Origin of the sequence: Heliobacterium mobile, from assembly GCF_009720735.1 — a bacterium.
In the GTDB taxonomy this organism is placed as follows: domain Bacteria; phylum Bacillota; class Desulfitobacteriia; order Heliobacteriales; family Heliobacteriaceae; genus Heliobacterium; species Heliobacterium mobile.
Genome location: NZ_WNKU01000018.1, coordinates 25,807 through 51,087, shown reverse-complemented (window position 1 = coordinate 51,087; position 25,281 = coordinate 25,807). Strand labels below are relative to the sequence as shown.

27 protein-coding genes are annotated in these 25,281 nt (G+C 42.3%); 5 read left to right on the top strand and 22 right to left on the bottom strand.

All coding sequences use genetic code 11. The annotated features are described in order from the left end of the window. Nucleotides 1-203 precede the first annotated feature (203 nt). Nucleotides 204-530 carry a hypothetical protein gene (locus tag GJ688_RS13860; protein ID WP_155477150.1) on the top strand — a complete coding sequence of 109 codons (327 nt, stop codon included), beginning with the start codon at nucleotides 204-206 and terminating at the stop codon, nucleotides 528-530. 368 nt (nucleotides 531-898) lie between these two features. Here the strand turns inward: GJ688_RS13860 and GJ688_RS13855 are convergent, their stop codons facing one another. From GJ688_RS13855 to GJ688_RS13825, 7 genes are all read right to left on the bottom strand, one after another. Next, nucleotides 899-1,840: a DUF1848 domain-containing protein gene (locus GJ688_RS13855; RefSeq protein WP_155477149.1), complete on the bottom strand. Its 942-nt coding sequence runs from the start codon at nucleotides 1,838-1,840 to the stop codon at nucleotides 899-901. A gap of 165 nt (nucleotides 1,841-2,005) precedes the next feature. Beyond that, nucleotides 2,006-2,911 (bottom strand): hypothetical protein, encoded by a 906-nt coding sequence (locus tag GJ688_RS13850; RefSeq protein ID WP_155477148.1) that lies wholly within the window; start codon nucleotides 2,909-2,911, stop codon nucleotides 2,006-2,008. Nucleotides 2,912-3,374: 463 nt separating this feature from the next. Beyond that, a complete protein-coding gene (locus GJ688_RS13845; RefSeq protein WP_155477147.1) occupies nucleotides 3,375-3,650 on the bottom strand; it encodes a hypothetical protein in 276 nt (91 codons plus the stop codon). After that, on the bottom strand, nucleotides 3,643-4,341 hold the full coding sequence (locus GJ688_RS13840; protein ID WP_155477146.1) for a hypothetical protein: 699 nt from the start codon (nucleotides 4,339-4,341) through the stop codon (nucleotides 3,643-3,645). Before GJ688_RS13840 ends, GJ688_RS13845 begins: the two co-directional genes overlap by 8 nt. Before the next feature lie 14 nt (nucleotides 4,342-4,355). Beyond that, entirely contained in the window at nucleotides 4,356-4,781 is a 426-nt protein-coding gene (locus tag GJ688_RS13835) for a phBC6A51 family helix-turn-helix protein (RefSeq protein ID WP_155477145.1), read from the bottom strand. A gap of 41 nt (nucleotides 4,782-4,822) precedes the next feature. After that, nucleotides 4,823-5,050 carry a helix-turn-helix domain-containing protein gene (locus tag GJ688_RS13830; protein ID WP_155477144.1) on the bottom strand — a complete coding sequence of 76 codons (228 nt, stop codon included), beginning with the start codon at nucleotides 5,048-5,050 and terminating at the stop codon, nucleotides 4,823-4,825. Nucleotides 5,051-6,000: 950 nt separating this feature from the next. Then, nucleotides 6,001-6,894 carry a tyrosine-type recombinase/integrase gene (locus GJ688_RS13825; protein ID WP_155477143.1) on the bottom strand — a complete coding sequence of 298 codons (894 nt, stop codon included), beginning with the start codon at nucleotides 6,892-6,894 and terminating at the stop codon, nucleotides 6,001-6,003. Nucleotides 6,895-7,486: 592 nt separating this feature from the next. Between GJ688_RS13825 and GJ688_RS13820 the strand changes: the two genes are divergently transcribed. Beyond that, nucleotides 7,487-10,498: a DNA-primase RepB domain-containing protein gene (locus tag GJ688_RS13820; protein WP_170291989.1), complete on the top strand. Its 3,012-nt coding sequence runs from the start codon at nucleotides 7,487-7,489 to the stop codon at nucleotides 10,496-10,498. A 1,059-nt stretch (nucleotides 10,499-11,557) separates the two neighbouring features. Further along, complete coding sequence (locus GJ688_RS13815; RefSeq protein ID WP_328597374.1) at nucleotides 11,558-11,965, top strand: VOC family protein; 408 nt, start codon at nucleotides 11,558-11,560, stop codon at nucleotides 11,963-11,965. Nucleotides 11,966-12,293: 328 nt separating this feature from the next. Here GJ688_RS13815 and GJ688_RS13810 read toward each other — a convergent pair whose 3' ends face one another. Next, nucleotides 12,294-12,725, bottom strand: coding sequence for a hypothetical protein (locus tag GJ688_RS13810; protein ID WP_155477141.1), 432 nt, complete (start codon nucleotides 12,723-12,725; stop codon nucleotides 12,294-12,296). A 13-nt stretch (nucleotides 12,726-12,738) separates the two neighbouring features. After that, on the bottom strand, nucleotides 12,739-13,533 hold the full coding sequence (locus GJ688_RS13805; RefSeq protein WP_170291988.1) for an endonuclease/exonuclease/phosphatase family protein: 795 nt from the start codon (nucleotides 13,531-13,533) through the stop codon (nucleotides 12,739-12,741). A 169-nt stretch (nucleotides 13,534-13,702) separates the two neighbouring features. Here GJ688_RS13805 and GJ688_RS13800 point away from each other — a divergent pair, with 169 nt between their 5' ends. Continuing rightward, the gene (locus tag GJ688_RS13800; RefSeq protein WP_155477139.1) at nucleotides 13,703-14,923 is read left to right on the top strand and encodes a tyrosine-type recombinase/integrase; all 1,221 of its coding nucleotides are present in this window, start codon (nucleotides 13,703-13,705) and stop codon (nucleotides 14,921-14,923) included. A gap of 556 nt (nucleotides 14,924-15,479) precedes the next feature. On the opposite strand, the gene GJ688_RS13795 is transcribed toward GJ688_RS13800, so the two are convergent. From GJ688_RS13795 to GJ688_RS13730, 13 genes are all read right to left on the bottom strand, one after another. Next, nucleotides 15,480-15,650: a 4Fe-4S binding protein gene (locus GJ688_RS13795; RefSeq protein ID WP_155477138.1), complete on the bottom strand. Its 171-nt coding sequence runs from the start codon at nucleotides 15,648-15,650 to the stop codon at nucleotides 15,480-15,482. 634 nt (nucleotides 15,651-16,284) lie between these two features. Beyond that, nucleotides 16,285-16,587 carry an STAS domain-containing protein gene (locus tag GJ688_RS21590; RefSeq protein ID WP_155477137.1) on the bottom strand — a complete coding sequence of 101 codons (303 nt, stop codon included), beginning with the start codon at nucleotides 16,585-16,587 and terminating at the stop codon, nucleotides 16,285-16,287. A gap of 372 nt (nucleotides 16,588-16,959) precedes the next feature. Then, nucleotides 16,960-17,808 (bottom strand): sialate O-acetylesterase, encoded by an 849-nt coding sequence (locus tag GJ688_RS13785; protein ID WP_155477136.1) that lies wholly within the window; start codon nucleotides 17,806-17,808, stop codon nucleotides 16,960-16,962. A 373-nt stretch (nucleotides 17,809-18,181) separates the two neighbouring features. After that, nucleotides 18,182-18,796: a CBO0543 family protein gene (locus tag GJ688_RS13780; RefSeq protein WP_155477135.1), complete on the bottom strand. Its 615-nt coding sequence runs from the start codon at nucleotides 18,794-18,796 to the stop codon at nucleotides 18,182-18,184. Between the two features lie 887 nt (nucleotides 18,797-19,683). Further along, nucleotides 19,684-20,436 (bottom strand): hypothetical protein, encoded by a 753-nt coding sequence (locus tag GJ688_RS13770; protein ID WP_155477133.1) that lies wholly within the window; start codon nucleotides 20,434-20,436, stop codon nucleotides 19,684-19,686. 599 nt (nucleotides 20,437-21,035) lie between these two features. Next, the gene (locus GJ688_RS13765) at nucleotides 21,036-21,359 is read right to left on the bottom strand and encodes a DUF4405 domain-containing protein (RefSeq protein ID WP_170291987.1); all 324 of its coding nucleotides are present in this window, start codon (nucleotides 21,357-21,359) and stop codon (nucleotides 21,036-21,038) included. A gap of 308 nt (nucleotides 21,360-21,667) precedes the next feature. Continuing rightward, the gene (locus tag GJ688_RS13760) at nucleotides 21,668-21,829 is read right to left on the bottom strand and encodes a hypothetical protein (protein ID WP_155477131.1); all 162 of its coding nucleotides are present in this window, start codon (nucleotides 21,827-21,829) and stop codon (nucleotides 21,668-21,670) included. Between the two features lie 113 nt (nucleotides 21,830-21,942). Further along, a complete protein-coding gene (locus GJ688_RS13755) occupies nucleotides 21,943-22,296 on the bottom strand; it encodes a hypothetical protein (RefSeq protein ID WP_155477130.1) in 354 nt (117 codons plus the stop codon). Between the two features lie 72 nt (nucleotides 22,297-22,368). Further along, nucleotides 22,369-22,734 carry a hypothetical protein gene (locus GJ688_RS13750; protein WP_207708817.1) on the bottom strand — a complete coding sequence of 122 codons (366 nt, stop codon included), beginning with the start codon at nucleotides 22,732-22,734 and terminating at the stop codon, nucleotides 22,369-22,371. A 2-nt stretch (nucleotides 22,735-22,736) separates the two neighbouring features. Continuing rightward, nucleotides 22,737-23,051 carry a sigma factor-like helix-turn-helix DNA-binding protein gene (locus tag GJ688_RS13745; RefSeq protein WP_235910990.1) on the bottom strand — a complete coding sequence of 105 codons (315 nt, stop codon included), beginning with the start codon at nucleotides 23,049-23,051 and terminating at the stop codon, nucleotides 22,737-22,739. A 39-nt stretch (nucleotides 23,052-23,090) separates the two neighbouring features. After that, a complete protein-coding gene (locus GJ688_RS13740) occupies nucleotides 23,091-23,627 on the bottom strand; it encodes an AAA family ATPase (protein WP_155477128.1) in 537 nt (178 codons plus the stop codon). Continuing rightward, nucleotides 23,627-23,842, bottom strand: a complete 216-nt coding sequence (locus GJ688_RS13735) for a hypothetical protein (protein ID WP_155477127.1) — start codon at nucleotides 23,840-23,842, stop codon at nucleotides 23,627-23,629. The genes GJ688_RS13740 and GJ688_RS13735 overlap by 1 nt, the downstream gene beginning before the upstream one ends. Beyond that, nucleotides 23,842-25,002 carry a DNA-methyltransferase gene (locus GJ688_RS13730; protein ID WP_155477126.1) on the bottom strand — a complete coding sequence of 387 codons (1,161 nt, stop codon included), beginning with the start codon at nucleotides 25,000-25,002 and terminating at the stop codon, nucleotides 23,842-23,844. The genes GJ688_RS13735 and GJ688_RS13730 overlap by 1 nt, the downstream gene beginning before the upstream one ends. Nucleotides 25,003-25,071: 69 nt before the next feature. On the opposite strand from GJ688_RS13730, the gene GJ688_RS13725 reads away from it, so the two are divergent. Next, entirely contained in the window at nucleotides 25,072-25,278 is a 207-nt protein-coding gene (locus GJ688_RS13725) for an SHOCT domain-containing protein (RefSeq protein WP_155477125.1), read from the top strand. Nucleotides 25,279-25,281: the final 3 nt, after the last annotated feature.

The window sequence follows — 25,281 nt, the reverse complement described above, 5'->3', positions numbered from 1 at the left end:
CCGACCATGAGTTAGCTGGGGTTTGTGATGTTAGCTGTTGGCTAAAGTTAGGATTTGACGCCTGCAGTGACGCCTACGGGGTTTGAACAGTTAAAGATTGAGGAAATAGTTAAGGCCAGGATGAGCAGTCCTGGCTTTTTTGCTGATAAGTCATGGTCGTCCTATAGTTTTTAAGGTAAAATATTAGTGAGGGGGCGATCGGAATGGAAGAACAACTGCTTAGGCAGATATTGACTGAGATTCAAGCGTTAAAGGCTGGTCAGGAAAAAATGGCTGGCGATATCGATGAGATTAAAACAGATGTTCATTCGCTAAAAGCAGGCCAACGAGAACTTTATGATCTGACTAAATCTCTAGAACATCGTCAGGAAGAAACCACAGCTCAGTTAACCACAATGGCTGAGGATATCAACTTTATTAAAGGCTCTGTTAGCCGACTTGAAGAAGGGCAACAAAAGACTCAAGTTGTAGTCGATGCTCTTTGCCGTCGGTCGATTGAACAGGAAGAAACGCTTCGGCGAGTTAAATAAGGTGAAGGTAACGTCGGGCCAATGGCCCGGCTTTTGTTTTGCTGTTGTAAGGCTGTTGGTGGCGACGTAATGGCTGCCGATTTAACGGTTGGGCAATTATAGCAGATATTACCGTTGGAGGAAACGTGGGCCGGTACGGCCATCGCCTGTGGCCCTCTCCCTGCTCTGCTCTGTACCGGTAGTGAAACAACAGTAAAGAGGCCGCAGGTTCGAATCCTGTCGCCCCGACCATGGTTTAGCTGGGAGTTTATACAGTCGGGCGGTTGATGCAGTTAGGATTGACGCCTAACTTGACGCCCACGGTGGTTTGAAGTGAATAAATTTAAGGCTCAGGATGAGAAGTCCTGGGCCTTTTTAGTACGGTAAGTTTATTTGTTAGAAAAGAGTGTTCCTTGATTCTTCCTATATGAAGTCATCTTTCTTATGTTTATTTTTTCATCACCATTTAGTTTACCATAAAGAAGTGGAGATTTTTTATCATGCAATAAAATATTTTTTTCTACCATTTTTGTATTAAAATTAGCGTAACAATATAAGCATAAGTGTTTACAGGTATTGTACGCTCCGATATCTATACTCTTAACACACCCACATTCTTCACGCTGCGTTGAATCCTTTTCAATATGTATTTTTTCGCCTATTACATCTGATATAATTTTATCATCAATACATTTACCATGATTTATGTTATAATCAGACAAATTTACTAACTCGGAACAAGTTTCTATAATTAAATTATATTTTGCTGCTATTGTCGATAAATTTTCAGCAATTTCGACGATATCATTCTCTTTGAAAGGAATAATGGTATGGCTTGTTAAGTTTCTCTCTGTTTTTGCATATAAATCTAAGAAACTAATGACACATTTATTAGTATAAGAACTTAGTCTCTTGGCGAGGTATTCAAACCACTTAAAATGATATTCTTTTGTAAAAACCTCAGTCAAAAAAATAGGATCGTATCTCCATATAACCTTATTCTTACCAATTTTATTTGATAACTCGATAAAGGTATTAATTAAATAAGTTTTTTTAGGTACACTCGGTTCAATTGTTTTATCATATGAATTCAGAGTAAACTGAAAATAATAGTTATAGTCCTTTAAGTTATCTAGTTTATTTATCATAGGTTTTGGGTTCTTAGTCCAGAATACGATGCAATCGATTAATTCAGGGTTGAGAATTATTTTACTTACTTGCTTAGTGTTCATGGGATTTTTTACCAAGACGAATCCTTCTCTAATTCTGTTAATAAACCAATCGGAGTAAAAAGCTGGAATATCCGTTCTTCTACTAACGCTTAAAATCATTCTTAATACTCCCCCATCATACACTTGGAATAAAAAACTTCATATTTAATATACCTTCCTCTTAGTTTTTAACTCCTCTGTATTTATCTTCAAATTATATAATGGTTATTGACTGGGGGTGCTTGGCAAAAACGTTTTTACTAGAATTTACTCGTCAAGAACTCATTAATAGATAGGTGGGATCCATTTAAGTCTTATTATGTCATATTTAATATACGAGGTTTTTTTCATAGGTCTGCGATTAAGTGATTTACAGTCATCTTCGCAAGAATTATAATTATTCCTTCGATATGTATCGCATGAACAAAGCAATTCGGATACGGCATCATAAATATCTTTTGGATATACAGCCTCTCTGTGAATATCTGAATAGTATTCTCCGTCAGGGAATTCATAATAATTACCAACAGCATCTAGTGAAGTATAATTGTGTACGTTTATAAATGTATTTACAATTGCCCTTAGCCTCGCTACATCATACTCTACACGTGTAGCTCTATAAGAACATAGAATACATATTTCCGTCTGACAAAACTCCGTATTAGAAATAGCTGTAATCAATTTTCCGAAGGTCTCATTGGAAAATTCACCAATTGATTTTGGAAACATAATAATATTGTAACGATCCCAATCAAGACTTGACCAGTTGGTGATATCTGAGATTTCTGGATAACAGCAATCGTTTCCCAAATCATCAGTATACATCCATTCTATCTTATCAAGAGGAGTATAAGACAATCGTTTTACCCGTGTACCCGTGTCTCTTAACGCAAAATGAAGACCGTAATAATCTAGCCAACAACCAGCCCCAATTGATAATACATTAATTTCTTTAGTATTAATAAAATTTAGATTTAACAGTGTCTTGTAAATATCATAATATTCGAATAGATATGCCGGAAAATAACGTAAGAGATAAAGTTGTTGTACCATCGGCAAAGAATAGTCTGGTAAGTTATAACCATCAAAACGAACTTCTTTCAGCTCACAACAATTGCCACCATTTAGTTGTAATTCTAAGTTAAGGTCTTGATAAATGCAATTCATTTTCTCCCTAATAAACTCTCTCATGCAAATCACCTCGACGGAACTTATATGTAACCAGTTCAACGCATTTTGTCCAATTCCTTCCTGAATCGTTGATTTCTTAACCTATTCCCTTAGAGTTTATAACCTAACTTGAAGCCTATATATCCTCAACCAAGTAAAATAAGAGACTATCGACAAACCTCAGAGGTAGTTTCTCTTCATGTCTTGCAAAGGTGGTATTGAAATCCTTGCAATACTTGATTGAGCGTCGCAACATATAACCCCCTTGACTTCCTCCCCCACCAGAGCGATGATGTCACTGCGGTCCTCCATAACCGCCAATCATCAGGATCGCCACTTTGAACCCGGCTTTCCTCAAAATTAAATAGCGACCAACAACGGAAGGACGGCTTGCTGCCTATCCCTTCCCGAATTGAATAGCGATCATTGTCCCATAAACGACAAAAAAGCGGAAAGGCACGTGGCCCTTCCGCAGTGGTTACAATTATCCGTTACGACGCTGTTGTTCACTTAACTCGTATCCACGCCGTAACAATGAGAGCGAATCATTGGCATCAGCTTCCTTCAACGGCACCACTGTAGTCTGCTGCTTTTCCTCTTTCTTCTCCTTCGCTTCCCTTTCCTGGTTCAATCGCTCATACCCGAGGGCCAACAGTTCCAACGAAGTCATCGGCTTCATCGCCACTTCCTCACCGTCTTCCACCATGATCTTCAATAGGTCACCGTTGGCGTTAGGCCTATACTTCCATACTTTACTCATTATTCTTCAACTCCTGTAATCGCTTATTTGCTTTAATACTATCGGATAGCAGTTCCCCGGTCTCGCCATATAATCGAATCCATGGTTGTACCTTGGCGTATTCAAACGCATTGATAATTTCCTCTTCTAATGGTGCAAAGGGAGCATCCATTCCCCCACTGTATGTGCTTAACAATGAAAAAACGGGAATATGGGGAGTTTGGCGTTTATAAGTCAGAAATGGTAATTCATCAAGGTTACAGGCATTGACTGCTTCCATGAACTGGTTATGCACTGCACGGATATCGTTTATTTTCCTTCGCATCTGGCAGTAATACAGCAATAGTTCTGCTTTCAAACGCCGAGCTTCGGGTATCGTTGCTTTATAAACTTCACTTCTCCGATCATACTCACGAAGCTTTGCCTCATTTAATTCCGGCAATCGGGATCTCAGCTTATCAAGTCGCAATTGCCGTACTGCTTCAATACGTTCATCATAATCTGCAAGCTCTTGAGATACCCGATCTAACTCTCGCTTCTTCTTTGATAAATCTGCTTGAGGCACATCGCCTAACAGCATCTCACTGTACTCTTGCTTCAATTCATCTTGACGTTGGTTAGCCTTTTCTTTATCGTGAATGAGACCATCGACCTTCGCTAGCATACGAGCTGCTTCATCTCTAAACTCCTGCATCAACAATTTAAATTCCATCTGTGAATCCTCCCTTACTCATCAAATTTAGCAAGTTCACGTTTCAATTCCTCGATTTCCCGTTCAATGGCCTCATTACTGCGATAATCTTCAGCAACTTGTGTCGCAACGATATTGTGCTGGTCCTTAAGAATGCCTAGGCTTTTGAGCACTAACTCAGCATGTTTCCCCGAGCCATCAACCGCTCTCGCCACTGTTGCGTCCATTACATCCGCCAGCATCTCATTGACACTCTGCAACACTCGCTTCTGGATCTCTTTCTGAAAGTTCTCTTCTGCCCTCCAGCGACGGAGGGTTTTTTCGTTTACGCCACAAATATCGGCAATCTCTTTCAATGTGTGGCCGCCTTTGTTGGGAAGGCTGAGTAACTCAATGGCCTGAAGCATCTCAAAGCTGAACTGCCTACGCCGAATGAGTTGATTGGGGTTTTCTGTAAACATCGTACACCTCCTCGTGATTGTTCTTTCCTATATAAGTGTGCTTAAAATTGAGCGATGACCTTTCTGTGCAACTTGAGGATTTCGTCAACAGTGTCATCGCTGATGGCCAAGGCTTTCCGGATACGCTGTTCCACTTCCGGCAGCAAACGCTTTTCCTCACGTTCAATCGAAGATACCAACGATGTACTGATACCCGATCTCCGAGCCAGTTGGCCCTGTGTAATTCCCAGATGCGTGCGTACGATGCGGATAGATTCTGGAGTTAACATAGTCAGTTGGATCACCTCCTCTCGGTGGCGTGATTTTTAGACTTGCTAGCAAAATAATAAAGAGCCAGTCGAATTGACTGACCCTCTTCGTTATTTCACACACTAGGTTAGCTCGGGGGTAAATATACAACCTTGACTGTTCCTACTTTAGGACCATTTGTGACAAGTAAATGTACGGAATTTGAACCAACATCCCACTATTACATATTGCCAATGATTATTGTATCATTACGATGGTGTATCAGCTCTTTGATAATCAAGTCAACCAAAATCAATTTAATTTAGGTTGAAGAGATAGCTACCCCGGAAATTCCGGGTTACCTCATTAGAGCCTCGTCGGTTTAACCGACTACCCTAAATTTTGATCCTAACTCGGGGTGAGGATCAAATTGCGAATTCGTAATTTCCGGAATTGCAACGTCGGTTCAAACGACGTTCCTAAGATCTGGGAAGGTAACGTCACTTAAAATGACGTTCATTATATTACCCATAGAACAAGTCGACCCCATAGATGACTTTGAACTACTTTTGCACATTACAAATTGTAAGGTGCAAAGTACGCTTCAATTGAAAGAGTCTAATCGGTTTAACCGACAAACCCTGTCCACTAATACTGGACGCCCATCGCTTATGCATTCATCCCGATTGTTCATCTGGACAAGTATATGGTTGATCGTTTGGACAATTGGCCCTGTCGCCCTGCACGTTGGCACACGTTCAATCGAACATATGTTCTAATATAATGCTCCCACCTTTCTCATCAGAAGGGCACACAGGGCAACGTGTGGCCTTACGTGGCATTTCGCATTCATGCCAGCTATTAAGGGTACTGGTATAAGCCGTACCATTGGTACCCGAATTTAATTCGACCACCACTTTATTGGGTCAAAATTAAATCGCCCCCCTTTAGGGAACAGCAACATTGTTAACCTATTACAAAAAGAAATAGGTTACACCCAACTCAGTTCCTCAACGGCCCTCGCCAAGTCATCTTCCCCTGGCATCGTATAACGGCTGGTCATCGCCAAATTCGGTGAGCCATCGCTTTTCATATGTCCCATCAACCGAGCGATCACATCCATCGGGACTTTCCTAATGGACAGCTCATGGGCAAAGGTATGCCGTAGTGTATGGCAGGTCAGATGCTCAATGCCGGTTAATCTGGAGTATTTCTTGACAATGCACTGAACGGCCTTAGTGGTCATCTTTTCCCTTCGCTGGGTATAGAACAGATAATCGCCAGTGGTTTGCCGGGTTTCAAGATAACGGGCCAGTACTCGTCGAATATCAATGTTCAACGGTATTTCCCGATACTTGCCGTGCTTTCCGGATTGGATGGTCAACGTGCCTTTCCGTTCGCTGAGCTTGAGGTCATTCATCCGAATATCACACAGTTCCTGCACACGCACACCACTATGCAGCATCAGTGTAATGATCGCCAACTCCCGGATATCGCCATGTTGCCGTACCATTCTAATGAGAGAATTCTGTTCTTGCCGGTTCAGCCATTTTGGTGCAGATTGAGGAACGGTCAGCCGATCGAGATTTTCAACTGGATTATCTGGAATGTGACCGTGCTGTACCATCCAACGAAATATCACATTTAGATGAACCATCGTCAACGCCAGCGTACTCGGCTTATACAGCTTTGAACCTTGGCGTTTAAAATTTGCTACGTCCAGTTGGGTAGCCATCTGCGGTTCCATAGGCCCCCCGTTGGGGGTGGGGTGGGGGTACTCGATGCCGAACCATGTAGCAAAGCGGTTCCAACTGGATAGATATGATTGCTGGGTCACATCGCTTTTTCCTTGGCGATGGAGGTTATCGATGAATGCTGTGATCATTGCTGTTACGCCCTTTCCACTAACAAGATGAGAGTTAAGCCGGTTAGCCCGACGAAGTTATGGGCTTCGTGGTGCACACTATAACTCTTTTCATCTCGTTATGGAAGGGAACAAGATGAGTTTTAGGTGGCCGATAATTTGACGGCAGCCTTGGTGTTTATCAGCTTTACTTTGAAGCCTTCAGATAAAGGGTACGAATTTAACTCGGACCCTTTGCTTATAGATGGGCGAGGGCGACTCATCAATTTGATGAATTGATTTCTTGTGATGGCATCATCATCGTTAACGGTGCATCACAACACAGAAGGATATGAGGATACTTCACAGCCTCGTGAAGGTCGGGGGAGAAACCTGCAAAACGTTCTAATATATATACTACTTAGAGAATTTTGCAGGTTTGCGTTATTACCGTACTCCTCCCCCGATCTTTTCTAAACGGACTCAAACGGCGGTTCTCCCCTACTTTACCATCTACGGGACCACGGGCTTCATCAGCATACTAACCGCAACACATATGGCATCGTTATTATTTTTTGGATGTTGTACCAACGAAATCATCAACTAATCGGTGTTGTCCGCTGGAGGGAAATATTTGAACGAACAGAAAACACAGCAATCATTGAATACCGTTGATTTCTTAAAGTTATTCCACGACCCCGGCGAGATCGTCCATGCCTTCGTCCGCCAAGAAAACGGTGGTGATGCTGTACGGGATATTCCGTTTGAATATTCACCTACCGCTATCGCTGAAGCCATGACCCAACTGGAGGATTACAACCGCAGAGGCTTTGGCGTTTATTTCGTGGTCAACACTGGCGGTACGAAGGACAGCGAAATTACCGGTATTCGTGCACACTTTATGGAAATGGATGACGTCTCTCTCGATGAGCAGCGGAAACTTATCGACAATTTTCCATTGGATCCAAGTCTGTTGGTCTACAGTGGCGGAAAGTCCTATCACGCCTATTGGTTTGTTCAAGATGCCAAGGTGAGTATGTTTCGCCATATCCAGGAAAGGCTTATAAAAAGCTTCAACAGTGACCCATCGCTAGTGAATTCTGCCCAAAAGATGAGGTTGCCGGGTTTCAACAACTGCAAGCCTAACGGTCACACCTGCGAAGTTATCCATTATAGTGGAAAGGTTTATCGACAGGAAGATATTGTTGCGGCCACGCCTGATGTTTATAGTCCAGTGAAAGTTACCCGCCAGTTTGATTGTGACCAGTCCGAATACGCCGAGTTTCGGGATATGGTAGTGAGTGAGTTAGATAAGGCAAAGGACTATGACAATAAGACATCTTGCCGATGCATCTACCCCGACCACAAAGATCGTAATGCTTCCACTGTGTTCTTTTGGGATAGCGGGAATTATTACTGTCATGTTTGCGGGAACCGGAATATCTTAGATGCGTTGGAATACAGTGGTGACTTCGATGATGCCGTCGACTTCGCAAAAATAAACGGCTTATATCGGTATGGAGATGAAGCCGAGGTCATTCAATCTGTCGGCCAGTCCTTTGAAGAGTACGTGGAAGACGTATGGGACTACGCCCATGTGATGACGGACATTCCAGTGATCAATATCGGTGATCTTCCGGAAATATCTGATCCATTGGCACAGGAAATCGCACGGCTATCTGCTAAAAATACTATCCGCACCATGTCAAAACGAAATAAAGTGGTGCAACTCAGTCATGCCAGGGATGTTGAAAACTTGGCCAGGCTGTTTGGCCATCCGGAACCACTGGGTAAAATTACGGCCATCGCAGGTCAACCTGGATTTAGCAAGACAACATTGATGAAGCAGTTTGGCAGAACGGCCTCAGCTCTAGACCATTCTTTTGGAGCAATTTTTGTCTGCCGAACCAAGAATGATATGCATGATTTAGCCAGTTATCTTAACGGCGTGGCGGATATCGACGGGCATGAGAAAGATAAATTACTTCTGTTAGATGAAGTTATAGAGCAGAAAGCCTTCATCATGGAATCTTGGAACCCGAAATTATGTTCACAGGGCCATAAAGAGTACACTTTCGGTATGTGCTATGGTGCTAACTGCGATAAACAAAGAAATTGTCCGTTGATTAAGCAGTATGGGTTACAGAAAAGATACCCCATTGTCATCATGACGCATGAACGGCTAATGATGGACAACGAACGGGACGGGTATTTTGTTAGCCAATATGGTCAGTGGGAGGATTATCTCGGCAAACGTCACCGGCGGCGAGTTATGATTATTGACGAAAAGCCCGAACTAATTCGCAGCACGATTCTTGATTCTAATTCAATGAAGCTTCTGGTGAAAAAAGTTCAGGATGTTGTAAGTGAACTGAATGACGATGGGAAAAAGTATTATCGTAAGGTTAAGGATATCAATGAGATCGCCAAAGCAATTAACCTAATCGCCCAATGGCAGATATCTGATTCGAACTTGGTTAATGTTTCTTTGGATGAGGAATCGATGAAACAATTGAAGAAGTCTATGCCCGGACTGCGATCTTTTCTGCGAAAGCACATAGGCATGGACGAGTTCAAGCTTTTTTACGATATCGAACATTTGTTCATGAATCGATTTGCAGTAATCACCACGCATCACGGCATAAAAGATGAATCAAAGAATTGGCAGATTAGTTTCGCCCGTTGGAGACCAATAGCCAGCGATTCAATGAACGTGTTCATCCTCGACGGTACATCAGATATTTCTGCTGATTACGCTGACCCAAGAAGATTTCAACGCTATGACTGTGCCGATATCCGTTCATACAAAAACTGGACCATCTACCAAGCCAAGATATCTATCAGTAAAACAAAGCTTTCACAGCCCCAAGATATCGTTGCTGAAATTAACCAGAATGTGGTTGATGTGGTTCGGCGGGATATCCTTCCTAGGCACAAGCGGACCCTTGTCGTCACCTTGAAGAACAACGCCACTTCCCTATCTCGGCTCTTTGCGAACGAAATCTCTGAGGAAAAAGTGACTGTCGCCTATGACGGAAATTTAATTGGCACCAATGAATATCAAGACTACACTTGTGTGGTCTTTACCAGCCGAATCGAATATCCTCCAGCGTTGATTGAAGCGAATCATGCGTTAGTGGAACAGAGCATTCTTGGACGAAGTATGGATGAATTAGGTTACTTCGGAACCTACGGGACATTCCGCTACAGAAATCGAGTTTACTATACATCAGCAAGTATGGAAGCTGTCCGGTTGCTAAAAACGGCAGAAAACATGGTTCAGGGATCGCTACGGATTGACCGAGATCCGAACAGTTCTCAGAAGGTTGAAATGTGGCTATTTGACAAGAACCCATATTTGGCCCAGTTCATCCAACAGAAAAAACTGAAGGGTTGCCTACTAGAAACCGTGGCGTTTGAAGAGTTCAAACAGAAAAAATCTGATGCTGCAACGTACAAACTAGCGGATATTGCTGTTGAAGCGTTACAACAACGAGCCGATGATAAGCTACCGAAGAAAGAATTGGCTAAACTTGCGGGTATTAAGGAACGGGCTTTGGCATGGAACCTATCGAGAGAAGATGTTCAGAAAGCTTTTGAGCAAAAGGGATTAAAAATTTCTCATCGTTATGTGGAGCGGAGTTAGCTGTAAATACTCTGCTCCAGACACCTTTTTATTAAGTCTCGACCTTACAAAATGTAATGTTGTTGATTGTTCCGATGAAGTCAGTTGAATTGACGCTATCTATACTCTGTGAGGGTACCCGAAAATTCCGGATAGCCTTAAGGAGTCAATGAACTACACGCAATTCGCAGATGGTATAACACAGTGTTTGAAACTCAGTTAAACCGAGGTTCAAAGTCGGCCTAAAGATGAACTTATGTCGAGAGTAAACAGCATAGGAAAAACCGATATTGTTATAGAAGGTTTGCGAGTTGAGATGGGTAAAGGTATTTGCGATGGCTATCTTTTTGCGAAGGAAAAAAGTTCACCCACAAATCATCTATAGAAGGCATTACTTTGTGCTCCCGAAATTCGTGAATGCAAAAATAATGCAATTACCGAAGAGGGTATTTTCAGTGTATATACCCTATTGATGACTGGCTAATCTGACGATCTAAATTGATTTTAGGTCGTGCATCTATGTGATCAATTTTTTCGAACTAAAAGGGAGTCCTTATTATCGAACATCCTTCATTATCATAGCCGTAGACCTATGATCGTCAGTTCAACTGACAAAGCTTTTACCATGATTAAATTTGATGAGAGTTGAATGACCCTAAGTTCAATTTAGAGTCATTCTTTAGTGTTTTCGAGTAATCCACCTTATTGACGAGGTTATCGTCTATCAAGCCAGAATGACTGTCAGTTTAACTTACAGTCATTCTAGTCCTGCATCAAAAGAAAAACAGCCCGATAACTTACCGGACTGTGAGTTTTCACCTAATTATTTCCTCCACCCTTCAAACCCGACCCCACAGAATGCCCTGTGTGGCTTCGAAAAAGAGTGGCTATACCATTCATGCCAGTATGGGGGTTGAATTAAACGTGGGGCGTTACAGCGGTCGTGGTGGGAGATGGGGGATTTTAGGTGATTATTCGAGTTCAGTTTTGTAAATAGGGCATATTATCGGTGTACCCTCTGCTCCCACCCAGGAAAACTACCGGAATCACTTCTCTGATTTGCGATAAGGAGCTGACTAAGTGAAACAGCATCAAAAAATTACGACATTCTTAATGTTCTCCGGTAACGCTGAAGAAGCTATGAACTTTTACTGCTCTCTATTCGACCAATCGGAAATTCTAAGTATTACTCGTTACGGATCTAACGATGCCGGTACAGAGGGATCTGTGGTGCTCGCTTCCTTTTCATTAAAAGGCCAAGTATTTATGGCCATAGACAGCAGCATTAATCATGAATTTACGTTTACTCCAGCAATATCGTTATACGTCACATGCGATAGTGAGGAGGAAGTTATTCATTATTATGAAAAGCTTTCTGACGGTGGCACAGTTTTAATGCCGTTAGCTGCTTACCCATTTAGCGAAAAGTACGGTTGGATTCAAGATAAATATGGTGTCTCATGGCAACTCAGTCTTGAAAAGTCTTAGTACGATAAAAACCGCCCCTCCCCACTGGCCTCCCAATAACGGGCTTATCGGTAAGGCTCCGAGGACGGGCGGTTTACTAATATAGTGACCGGCAATCGAGCGATATAAAACACTGACTACCGCTATCTCACCTAATAATTTCCTCCACCATTCAGATCCGACCCCACAGAATGCCCTGTGTACCTTTGAAAACGGACATCTATACCATTCATACCAGAATGGGGGTCGAATTGGACGTGGGGCGTTATAACGGTTGTGGTGGGGGATGGGATTCTTAAGAAATAATTTAATACTAAAAATAGCTTAACCGAGCTATGCGGCCGTATTATTACTTAGATAAACTCATAATTGATGAAATGACTCTTCTAATTCTATTGCTTCGTAACGTTCTTTCCAAAATATTGAAAAACTCTTCTTCGTCGTTTACTTTAATCCATACCGAAGTATCAGTTCCATTAAGTTCTTCATATATGCCACTATCGAGCAGAATTTTAATTGGATAAATTAAGACGTCATGAGTAATAATAAAAACCCGAAATGAATAATCTTCAATAAATTTTCCCTTAATTAAAAATTCGTATTTGAACGGATCGGTAATACTTTTCGCGTTAGCGAGATATTTACCCACCTCTTCAACTTCTGCATGTACTAAATCTCCAGTTAATTTAGGTAAAAAGGACGCTTGTTGCTCCAATGTCTCTTTTGGTGTCGTAATTTTTTCAAAAGTAAATTGTTCTGGCCATAGATTTCTTAAATTCATTCAGGTCACACTCCTAAACTATTGTAAAAAACAAAGGCAAATGATCGCTTATATTAGGAATTCCTCTTTTGTTAACTAGTGACTCTTCTTCAACAAAATTAATAATATCTATACTCTCTAACGGTAATCTATTGATTAAAGAGGGGCGTATTAGCACTTGATCAAATATATGCCAAAAATAGTTAACTTGATTTGAGTTACTGTAATAATACGTTCCAGGTGGGTTGTTTTTATCCCCAAATAGATTCCACATAGGGTTATAGAACATTGAATGATTTAATCCAGAAACTTTTCTTGATTTTCTATTTGCTACATCTCTTGTTGGAACTGCGTGGAAAGCAGATGCAGCAACCATTGCGTCCTCAAATGGATTCATATTAAAATCTCCAACTATTACTGTATTTTTATTATTTACTACTAATTCAATCTGATCAATATCGTTCTTTAATAGTTGTGAATAGAATAAAAAATCTGTTCTTTCCCGATACATCTTACTCGAAAAATGCACAAAAGAAACAATATGATATTTTAATGTTTCATGTGGAAATTGTAAGATGGTGTAATAATCAGTATCCTTAAGAAATTTTATTCTGGCGGGCTTGATATTAGCAATGACTTTTATTCTATCACAACCTATGGACGGTATCTGATAATATCTTGTTTTCTCATCGCTTATGTCATTAATCAAAGATGTTACATTATCTGTATATTCCGCTAAAGCAATGATATCACATTTGCGTCTTCTTATAATTTTACTCAATACACTGTTAACAGGGGTTTTTTTGGTATTCCAAAACAAATAATTCAAATTAATCACTTCAAGTCTGTTTTTACTCTTGATATACGACGCCTTCGATCTTTTTCCTCTATTTCTTTATTTTTATTTCCAACTAGATACCTTTTTTCTTGACTCCCCTCCCCTTTTCAATCAACACTGTCCACTGACCCAACTAAACATCGGGAAGGTGGACCTTATCATGACCAAACGCACCAACGGCGAAGGCAACGTATACCAACGAAAAGACGGCCGATGGGAAGCCCGTTTCTTTCACACTGATCCCGCCACCGGCAATAAAAAACGCTACAACTACCTCGGCAAGTCCCATGAGGAAGCCTACAACAAGATGATAGCAGCGAAGGCACAAATCATCACCGGTAATTTCGTAGAGCCTACGAGGATGACCGTCAAGGAATGGATGACTTACTGGTTGGCTGAGTGCATCGAGCCAAACGTGAAGCCTACGACGTATGCACAGTACGAGACGATGGCCCGAGTACACATCATCCCCACGCTGGGATCGCTGGCCTTGCAGAAAATCCAGACCTCTGATATCCAACTGATGTACAACGCTAAACTGAAACCCAGAGCTGACAACGGTAGATCCCTAGCCCCCAGGACTATCCGTCATATCCATAACGTCATATCCGGTGCCTTCGAACAAGCCATCAAGGAAGGCAAGCTGCTGAAGAACCCTGCGGACGCTGTGAAACTACCGAAAAAAGTTAAGCCAGACATCCGTCCATTGAAGTTGGAGGAAGTCCGGCAGTTCTTGAAGTCCATTGAGGACCACAGATTGTATGCTGCTTTTTTATTGGAGTTACGGTTAGGATTACGACGAGGGGAACTATTGGGCCTCCGCTGGCAAGATATTGATTTTGATCGGCGGATACTGTACGTCCGGCAGACCTTGCAGCGTATTCAGAAACCTGATTATAAAGGAAAGAGAACACATCTTATCTTCCAAACGCCAAAGACCCAGCGGAGCAAACGGCCCCTGCCGATACCAGCTGATTTAATGATAGACATACATAAACACAAACTTAGCGTGGATCAGGACAAAGAAATTGCGGGCGAAAAATACCTTAATTATGACTTAGTGTTCTGTTCAAATGATGGACGGCCACTTGATCCCACATCGTTCACCCGGATGTTTGAGAAGCTGTTGGACAAGGCTGGTCTGCCGAAGACGACCTTCCACAGCTTACGGCATACGGCTGGGCTCTTTATTCTGGATGCCACGAAATCCATGAAGGTCGTACAGGAAGTCTTGGGACATACGACCATCCAGACTACGGTCGACATCTACCTCGATCACATCGGTGTTGAAGAAATGGCCAAAGCCCTAGCCCAAATGAACGGAGTTCTCTTGACTAAAAAAAGTTCTTGTGAAACTCTAGAAAAGCCGGTTTTACCATGAAAAAACCCCGAAATACGGCTGACGCCTCAAACCGACGCCTACGGGTGACGCGATGGCCAACTTGATGCCATGATGACGCTTTTAGGTCTAAATGGAGAAACCATTGACGGTGCAGGGTAGCGGGATTAGAATAGGTGTACAAGCCTCTATGAATCCCTAACCTTTGGTAGCGTGCTTGGTTCGGGACCAAGAGGCCGCAGGTTCGAATCCTCTCGCCCCGACCATGAGTTAGGTGGGGTTTTGTGATGGTAGGCGGTTGATACGGTTGGGATATGACGCCTGAAGTGACGCCTACGGGGGTTTGAAATGATAAAGTGAAGGCCTAGACTGAGAAGTCCTGGGCCTTTTTAATGTGGTTACAGAGATTTTTCGATGATAAGCGATGGAGAGAACTGACGAATTAGGTGAAGCCACTGGGATTTGAAGATATGAGGTGTTGATGACGTCATGCCTATGGCCCGGCTTTGAGACTGAGGGTGCGTGATACACAAAAAAGAACCGCCATAAACATCTGTTTGTAGCGGTCCAATGTTCCAAGGTGATTTGATGGGAACTTTTATTGTGGTTGGGGAGCATCTACGGGACAAACATTAAAACAAGCTCCACAGTCAATACACTTATCAGGATCAATGATAAAAACGTCTCTACCCGATGAAATACATTCAACAGGGCACTCGTTTTCACATACTCCACAATTGATGCATGCCGAGGTAATAAAAAAAGCCATACTTAATTTCATCTCCTCTCCGTTTATTAATTAGGGGGTATTTCAATTTATTTCAGTAAAATGACAAAAATTCCTTCTTTCACTTTTTGCGAAAGGAAAAATATTTGTAACAATATTTGAAGCAACATGATATGGGCCTAGGATAACGTCGGGCCATTGGCCCGGCTTTTGTTTTGCCGGTAAAGGGCCACTGTTTGGCGTGGGATTAACAGTAGGTCAGTTATAGCAGATATTGGCGTTGGAGGGAACGGTGGGGCGATGTGGGTGTCGTGTGGGCCTCTTCCCCACCCCGTTATGTACCGGTAATGAAACAACAGTAATGAGGCCGCAGGTTCGAATCCTGTCGCCCCGACCATGAGTTAGCTGGGGTTTTGCGATGGTAGGCAGTGGTTACAACGGGGTTCTGACGCCTGACGTGACGCCTACGGGGGTTTGAAGTGGATAAAGTTAAGGCTCAGGATGAGAAGTCCTGGGCCTTTTTGTGTTGATATTATATTTTCCTCGATATTCTGTGGAGGAATCTACGTATCACACCAATCGAATTCGGCATAATGGGGCAACCTTATTCCCCTACCCTACCGGAATAAGAAAAAGCGTCAGGCAGTTAGAGGGCCAAACGCTTACTCAATATCCCTTATCGAATTTCAAACACTTCGTTCAACCGAGTGAGATTGAAAATCTCCCGAATAAAACTTCTAGGCTTTATTATAAAAACATTCCCGCCATATTCTTTAGTTCTCCTCAAAATGGACACCAAAGCCCCCAATGCAATGCCGTCAATGAAATCGACCTCGGTCATATCAATGTGGATAAAGTATTGACCATGATCAATAAAGTCTAAAAGTTCTTCTCTTAACCGTCTTGAATTTAACACTGTAATGTGGCCTCTTAACCTAAGGTAAATATCTCTTCCGTCAAACTCTAGTTTGTAAGTCAACTACCTCACCTTTATGTCAAAATTGTCAGAGAATATTTTACCATACTAGTAATGTAAAAACTTGTCGAAACCAGTCGTTCAAAGCCCATCCAAATTTACAATTTTAAACACGTTAAGGAAACAAAGCTACTCCCCTGTCCTGCTGTTATGCAGTGAGACCGCTGTTTGGCGACGTGATGGCGGTGGGATTGCAGGTTGGGCAGTTATAGCAGATATTGGCGTTGAAGGGAATGTTGGGGAACCGAAATAATTAACCACTAAATCGAGCAGACTACCCTACTGATTATAGTTTCAAGGATGTAGTCTAAAATCAGTAATGTATCAAAAAATATTCATCAAAATTATATTGATAGTTACTTCGTAATCACCAGGCTAATCATTATTGATTTGCATAAATTGGGATACTAATTCTTCATATGATATTTTTCCCAATACGAAATCCATACTTTTAATATATATCTTTTCTGTTTTAGTATATGTTCTGGCATGATTTAGAATTAGCAGCTCATTTTCATTAATTAATGGCTTCAATACATGTTGCCTATTAGCAAAGGCTTCAAAATATCGTAAACCAAATTTTCTTTGAGAAATTGCATCAATATGAATACCATCAGGATTAGAAGTTAAACCTGAGGCAGTGACAAAGTAACAATTATCTTGTTCAAAAGAAAATTTTTCCAACTCCTGATTGATGAGATTATATTCGATACAGTTTTTTCCAAATCCTTCTTTGCCTAAAAAATCTCCTAAACCACCAATAATAATAGGAATATCTGGAGCATCCAACTCCTTTCTGAGAGCCTCAATAATTAAAAGTAACTTTTTATAATATACTTTGTAGTTACCATTAACACTATCACTTTCTCCTTGATGCCATAGAATTCCTTTTAACTCACTACTTTGCATTGCAAATTTAGCTTCAGCTATCGCATGTCTAAAAAGCACTTCGTCTACAGCCCACTCATCTAGTGTACTTCCACCTTCAGCACAAGGAATTAAGCCAATAATATCTTTTGCATTTTGACGACACCATGCATCTGCGAATGAACCAGCCAGACTTATTCCCGAAACAGGACGGTCATAATTGATGGGCTCAGTCATCATTTGCCATCTACCATTCCGCAACATTTGTATTCTTTCATTGTAAATCGGGGGTACTTCATGAATAAAGCCCCGTCCAGCCATATTTGACTGTCCTAACATTAAAAACGATTTAACCATTTTTTCTCATCCTTTCTTTTCATTTAATACTTACGAAAGAAACTGTCCTTAACGCCGACCTAACGGATGACACGAGTGTCTATCCTGTCGTAATCTATCTTTCATTCAGTGGCTACCACGTTCTCAAACTTTTTGGAGAATGTTTGGGTAATCGTTTTTTTGGAATGGTATCGCAGCATTAATAGAGTACGTTCACTTTATAACCGGACATATCTTTTATACGGGATGGTTGCACCTTGGATGGTCGTACTTTTCGGATTGGCCACTGTTTTGGATGTTCTATCAATATCACAAGATATTCAAGTTGAAAAAATCAGCAAAATAGAAACAAACGTTCGGCACTGGTGAACAGGACTCTTTCGTTTAAGCCCAATTACTGTTTAGGTAACATCGAACCAAGATTAATTCCGACCCCGATGGCCGCCGACAACATCACAGCGTGAAAAACAAACCACGCCCATTTACCATACCGAAAAGCTTCATCTGGAATAGGTAGACGAGATTCCGGTGGGACTATCTTTCCACCAATCACTTCAAACAAGAGAAAGAATAGCCACCAAGCAGTGTAAGAATCCCAGAAGTCCCAAGCCCACTGATATTTAATTAGATTTGTTTTGGTCTCCAAAATAGACTCTATAAAAATGCCAATATTAATTATCGTCCAATAGAATGGAATCTTGTAAGCCCATTTAGTCGGGCTGAAACGAACCCCGATCAAAACATAAAAAGAAAATACTGTAAGAATAGCGAAGAAGGGGAACTTAAATAATGATGGAAACAACCGAAATGGAAAAGAATAAAACCCAACGGTTACAAAAAAATAACAAACTAATGTGCCCACTACTGAACTGATTAAGAACAAAAGCCCGTATTTTTTCAAATTATAACGAGCGATAAGATAACTTCCTACTGTGGCTATTACGATGGATATAAGCGAAATTACCGTTTCGACATTATTTTGGATATTTATGAGGAAAAGACTTCTCATAATGACGTTCCCAACTTAGAAATTATCTGTTCGCGAAATTAATCTTCAAATTTAAGGCTTCCCAGATAATCTCCCACCCATACCTCGTCAGCCCCCACTCCCCACAGATATAGTCATCGCCATACTTCTTCCGCCACTTCGGGAGCAGTTGGACATGCTGTTCGTACTTCATCCGGTCGAATACGTCAAATGAAACCAAGTCATCTAACGGTGAGTATGTGATCAACGGCCCTGGCCGACGGCAGTTACGCTTGGCCTTCCCCGACATCCGGTCGGATGGCATGACCATGCTGCCGACACGGCCCAGTCGGGAGGCACGACCACGGATGCCGGAGGCTGTGGTTTTCTTTTGTTTTACGTCGGTGAAAAATAGACGTTCGATTCGGTGTCAACTGAGGGCATCTCTTCTCCCCCTTCCGGACGTATTGACTTATCCGTACTCTATTTTGCCCGATGGTGAACAGATTGAAGCGTGAGCCTTTCGATATGGGGCCACGCTTTCCCTTTTCTAAAGCATATTCCTGGTGTATTGGTGGATGTATGGTCTTCGGTTTAACTGCTCTTCAAACTTTAACCGGCAATACTCTTCCCGTAGCCGGTCGACTTCACGGGATACCAGGATTGCTTGATTAATCCTACGGGTCAGTAGGAGTCGGGACGCTTCGTGGCGTTTTTTGTGGATTAATTTCAGAAGTTTATCTGCTTCGCTTTTCATCGTCAGGAACCACTCTCTTCCAACATTTGGTGAGTGATTATTCGATGTGGCGAGACTGATTTCCTTCTTTTTACATAAAAACAAAAGAAAAAGCGTTCGGCAGTGGTCGGGCCGGACGCTTCAACATTTGCAATTAGCTCTTTCCAAAATCTCATTTATTTAAGGTTTAATCTTATCTAATCGGTGTATTAGCTGCATAAAAACACTGTGCTGGCATTATATTAGTTCCACTTTTGGGGTGGTAGTGATAGAAATAAAACGGAATATTTCCATGAATTTCAGGATTTGTATATCCACCACCAGCTAAATTCGCTATAACCATAGCATAACTTTGCGTTTGTCCGAATACGTCTTTTCCCAGTTTAACACGTTCTAATGCTTCGTTGGTGGTAAGACCCGGACCAATATAAGTATGTCCATTATGAACTATGGCACAGTAATAAAACTTAGAATCATATCGATTTAGTACAGCCATCACCCATGGAGTATCTAGGTACATTATGCCATCAGACACAATAATCTGTCGATTGTATTGTTCATCTATAAAAAGGTAAGTAAGCACGGCTTTAATAGCCTCATCACTAATAGGTAAAACTATATCTGATTGTCCAATAACATGTACTTCATTAGTTTCAAGATCGATTAAAGACCCTGATAAAACACCATCAAGAAAGGTCTCTATATTTACCTTGTATTTTTTCTCTATTTTCATGCTATCTACAGTGCTTAATGAAACTTGATAAGCAACAGTATTTAGCTCAGCATAGATTTCGACATTATTGCACACCGTACTAATTTGCCTAATGTTCCCGTCATCTTTTAATACCTTAAATTCGTGGGTTGGGCATGCAAATGCTGAAGTATTAACGGAAAACAGAAAGACCAAACACATTAATAACACAATTGTTTTTTTACTTAAATTCATTTTTTATATCTCCTTTATTTATTAAACATAAGTAACTCACATTGATTTAGGTTTTTATTCCTCCTTTCATAACATCTATTTGTTGAACTCCGATATCAACTCCCCGTTCTGTTAAACATTTATTAGAACCATTTTATTCTATTAGTTTAAATGGGTATACGCAAGCTAAAGTTAAATTTAAGGGATTTAACCTGTTTCATTGTCAACAATATTGGACGGATTTACAACAAGATTCAATCTCCTGCCTACCAAGGTCTGAAAATACTTTGACGCATTTTTCCCTTTACTCAATCTTCTCTTTCATATTCACCCATTGACTTCCTTCCCCACTAGAGCGATGATGTCACTGCGGCGACCGCCCATCAAGGAGGAATGAATATCGAGGAATAACCGGCCCCAACAAAAAATTAAAAATTTAATTTCGCATAAGATTTTTACCGTTGAAATCAACGACAAGCATTGGCTTCATATAAATTCATCTTGGTCTAGTGCATGATGGACCGGATTATAAGGAGGCGTTCGATCAGATATTAGCTGGCTATCTACATAAATAGAGAACCCCGCCAGAAACGAAACTGACGGGGCTGGGTATCAAAGGTTTACCGGAAAAAGAGTTTAAGCTCAGCGAATAAAGTTTTCAGATTGAGGGTGAGATGTCCGATAATAAACGCAACCATCCCGAATCCTAGCCAGATGTGCAGATCTTTCATAACAGGTACGTTCATTCCAAGGAACGTCCAACCTTGAGAAGCTGCGGGGCCATGAGGAGCGACCATGAGGCCCAGCCCGGTCACAGTGACAATCAATCCAAGAAATGCTAACGAAACTGAAACGATGCCTTTTATTTTGCCGACCGAGGACCGGCTAGCTGCCTTACTGTTACTATTCAGATTTACGGGGATTTGATTGGTTACGGAACTCATTTTGATAACCTCCCAGATGATATTTAGTTTTTCTCTGTGTTTATAGATTACAGAGACTAACTGAAAGAGATCTGAAAGGTCTGTGAACATCATGTGAACTTGGCTGTTAAGAAGACTTAATCGACAATATAGAAGGCCAGTTAGCTCATACGATCAACAGCGAAGTCCACCCAGCTATACCAGAGTCTACGTCCAACCACATATCAAGCGAGGGTTCTCTAATCTCACGACCGTCGCCTATTTGGCGTGGGCTTTTTTAGTTATCAAAGAGCGAAACAGCCCCCGTTGCCGGGGGACTGTTGTTGGCGTTACTCAGCTTTTTCTGGTTTACTCATGTTCTCATTGAGCTTCTCGATGTTCTGGTTCAACCGGGTCAGTTGCTCGGCGATGGTGGACAGGGATTCGGCAATTTTCGGAATATCCCGTTCGTAAAACTTCCTGCCCAGGCCGGTCTGATAAAACTCTGTCATTCTGTAATCCTCCCTGCTGTTGTTGCGAGGCAGGTACAGCTTATCTAGGACTAATTCAATAGTAAAGTTAAGTTTGGAGAGGACCGCCGTTAACCGATCCCCTACCCTTCCTGTCATTGAAGTGAAACGAGATAAGCCCCAACCATTAGAAACAGTCCCCCTATCCATCTGACCGTTGGCACATACTCCGAAAACACCAGCCACCCAACGATAATTCCAAGGAAATGAATGAGCCCTTGTGCCGGGAATGCTGTGCTGAATGGGACCATTGTTAGCAACTTGAACCACACCGGCAAAGCGAGAGTAAGTAACACCACACCACCAAGAATACCGGGAGACGTGGCGGCTTTGAGTAAGTTTGAAAACTCAAAACCGCCCATTCGGTCTAGCTCCAATCGGATAAGGGTCTGTCCTGCTAAAATTAGGGAGATGTTCAATAACAGCAGCAACCATGCTTTTAGACTCATTGATCCACCTGTTTCTGAGGAGCCCCCTCGAATATCGTTAAGATATCCGTTCCCTGATTTAACAGAGTGTAATCATGCGGTTCTTCTACACTTATCGCGATGCTTAAACCTAACCCCAACCCGCTTTGTTTCAACGGAAAAATTGCCGACTTGCTCCAACGGTATCTCTCTATTCGAGCGAACCTTCCATTGAGTTTCATTGAGTTCTGGATACTCGGTTTTACTCACTTTATCCGGCTGGTTTTTGGAATCTCGAAGGATGTAGTTTGTTAGCCGTTCTAGTTGACGCTCGTTGGGCACCTCCCCCACCTGTTTTACATACGCCTCAATCAGATCATCAACAGCCTTAACCCGCCATTGAACCGGCATGTGTTGGGTAGTTAAGAGGTCTACTGCTTTAGCGAATGATGCTTTATAATTCGACTCTGTAGAGAACACCATCATGCCACCTCTTTCTCTTCATTGACCTGAGCGATCCGCTGAATGGCCGAGCGAACATGCTCACTGACGGCCTGTTGTGAGATGTTCATCCAATGGGCAGCGTCCTTTTGAATGAAGTCGTGTATGAAGACCAGTCTCAACGCTTGCTTCTGGCGATGGGTAAGATTTGCTTCTGCGACGGATTGTGCTAAGTCCATCAATAACAAACTAGCATCATAATCACCTCTAAGAAAGCGGGATTCCCGGACATGGTGAAGTTGAGTGAGCAAAGCGTAGATTCCTCGTTCGCTATCTAATGGATAGGCATCATCCAATCGCCGTTCCTTTGCGGAGAAATCAATGACTTTCCCCAGTTAAGCCGCCTCCTCTTTGATATGAAGTAAAGCGTTGTCGATTAAGCAGTACAATTCTTTCAATGTTCCCTCGTTTGTAATCTCGAAATCGGCATCAATCTGCTCAACGAACTTTTCCGTCTCATGGTTAAATTGAGCCAGTTGAATCTGTTCACCCAGTCGCTTCATACGCTGTATCCGTGTGGTTGCTGAGGAATTGATTTTTACTACATCAAAACCAGCTTCAAGTAATGAGAAATATTCGTTCCATTGGCGGAGGTCGGTGATTACGATATCATCATCTGGGCCAGTTTCTCTTTCGATTTGCCGTAGTACATAGTTCACCCATACATCGGGGTCTACATCACGTAAGGCTTGACCGACATTTTGATAAAGCGCACGGGGCTTGCCGTCTTCATCAGCGTTGGGGAACAGATCTTTACAGAGGTTGCGAATGGCATCACCGAAGGCGAACTTCCTAAACCCGTAATGATCAGCCAAATAATCGGCAGCGGCATCTTTACCGGAACGCATTTTCCCTGTCAGAGCGATTTTCATTATGCAATCTTCCTTTCAGAATGTTGTTGTTCAACAGCTTCCCATTGCTTGAGAAGGTTAAGTCTTTTTGTCAAACGTTGATAATACTCGATATCTAGTTCTGAAAAACTGTGAGACTTTCGTAATCTGGCCATGCCGTTCACGAAGGTGATGAACAACCGGGCCTCCCCTTCTGCCAACGTAAGAGCCTTACGGTAATCAATCACTTTTGCCATCAGCACGCCCTCGCTCTTGCCACTTCTGCGTAGTCTCCTTCGCGTTCAATTAAGATGAAGTCAAATCCATTTTTCCGGGCTGCGACCGCAGTGCTACCACTACCTCCGAACGGGTCAAGAACGATACCGCCGGGTGGAGTAATGAGTTTTATCAGCCATGCCATGAGGTCGACTGGTTTTACGGTCGGGTGATGGTTACGGCTTTTTACCGGCTTACGCTCACGGCCGTCCATGGTGTACTTGCTGTTAATGACGCCACGGCCTGTGCCGGGATATGTGCGCCGTTCTTGGAGGTCAATGACGTTACCTTGCCAGTCGCTGTTGCGATCTTTCTTACTAGACTTCTTGGAGATTTCTTTGGGCGAGATATTGAAGAATTGGCTGTACCACTCATCATCATTGGTGGTCACGCAGTTGGCTGGAAATCGGCCTTCTTCGGATTGATCTGATGGTACTCGGCAGTCTCGGATGTTAACAGCGCCAGTACCGTATAGCTCAACATTCTCGCAAGTATTTCCCTCCATGGGCTTCCTCGCCATTATTATCGGCTCATGTGCGGGTTTGATCGATGTACCCCATCCATCCCATTGCTTGGCTAGGTCGGTCGCTGGTTCGGTAATGTAATGAACGATTTTCCCTGTCTGTTCCCCGGCGAACAGCGATGAACCATACGCCCTACCATGACCATTACGCTTATCTGGTACTTCTCGTTCTCCGATGATATGCCGTTCAACCCCCGCTCGTTTATCGAAGGCTTTGCTGACGTCCATGCTTTTGGGGAATCCGCTGGTGTACAGCCATTCGATGACATCTCTGATTTCAAAACCGGCCATCCGAAGGGCGACGGTCATGAGGTCTTGGGTTCGTGTGCCAGAGAAGCAAAGGATGTGGCCGCCAGGTTTCAAGACGCGATAAACCTCTCGCCAGATGGCGGGTCCCGGGACGAATGAGTCCCAGGACTTACCCATGAATCCTTTGGCCTGGTGGGTGTAATCCTCGCCAGCCATCCACTTTGAGAGGACTTCTCGGATGTTTGGCTCTTTGGAAAGACCGTAAGGTGGGTCTGTTACGCAGGAATCGATAGAATTGTCGGGCAGGGATTTGAGCACATCTAGACAGTCGCCAACTAGCACCCGATTCTTACCTGATTGATTTGTCAAAAAGCTACCCCCTACATCTTTATAGCTAATGTCTGTTATAATTAGGAAACATAATGGAGGTGTTGTTCGATGTTAGAGGCGCTTAACCTTAGTCCTCTTTTTATTACAGTCATGCTTCTATTCATGGCGATTCCGTTTGTAATTATCGTATTTTCCTATAAAAGATACTCTTCACCACATAAAATCGCGGCAAGACGATATGCCAAAGGGGAGATCAGTTTTGAAGAGTATCAGTTAATACATAAAAATCTGAGCCATATCCGTCATGAAAAATGAGTA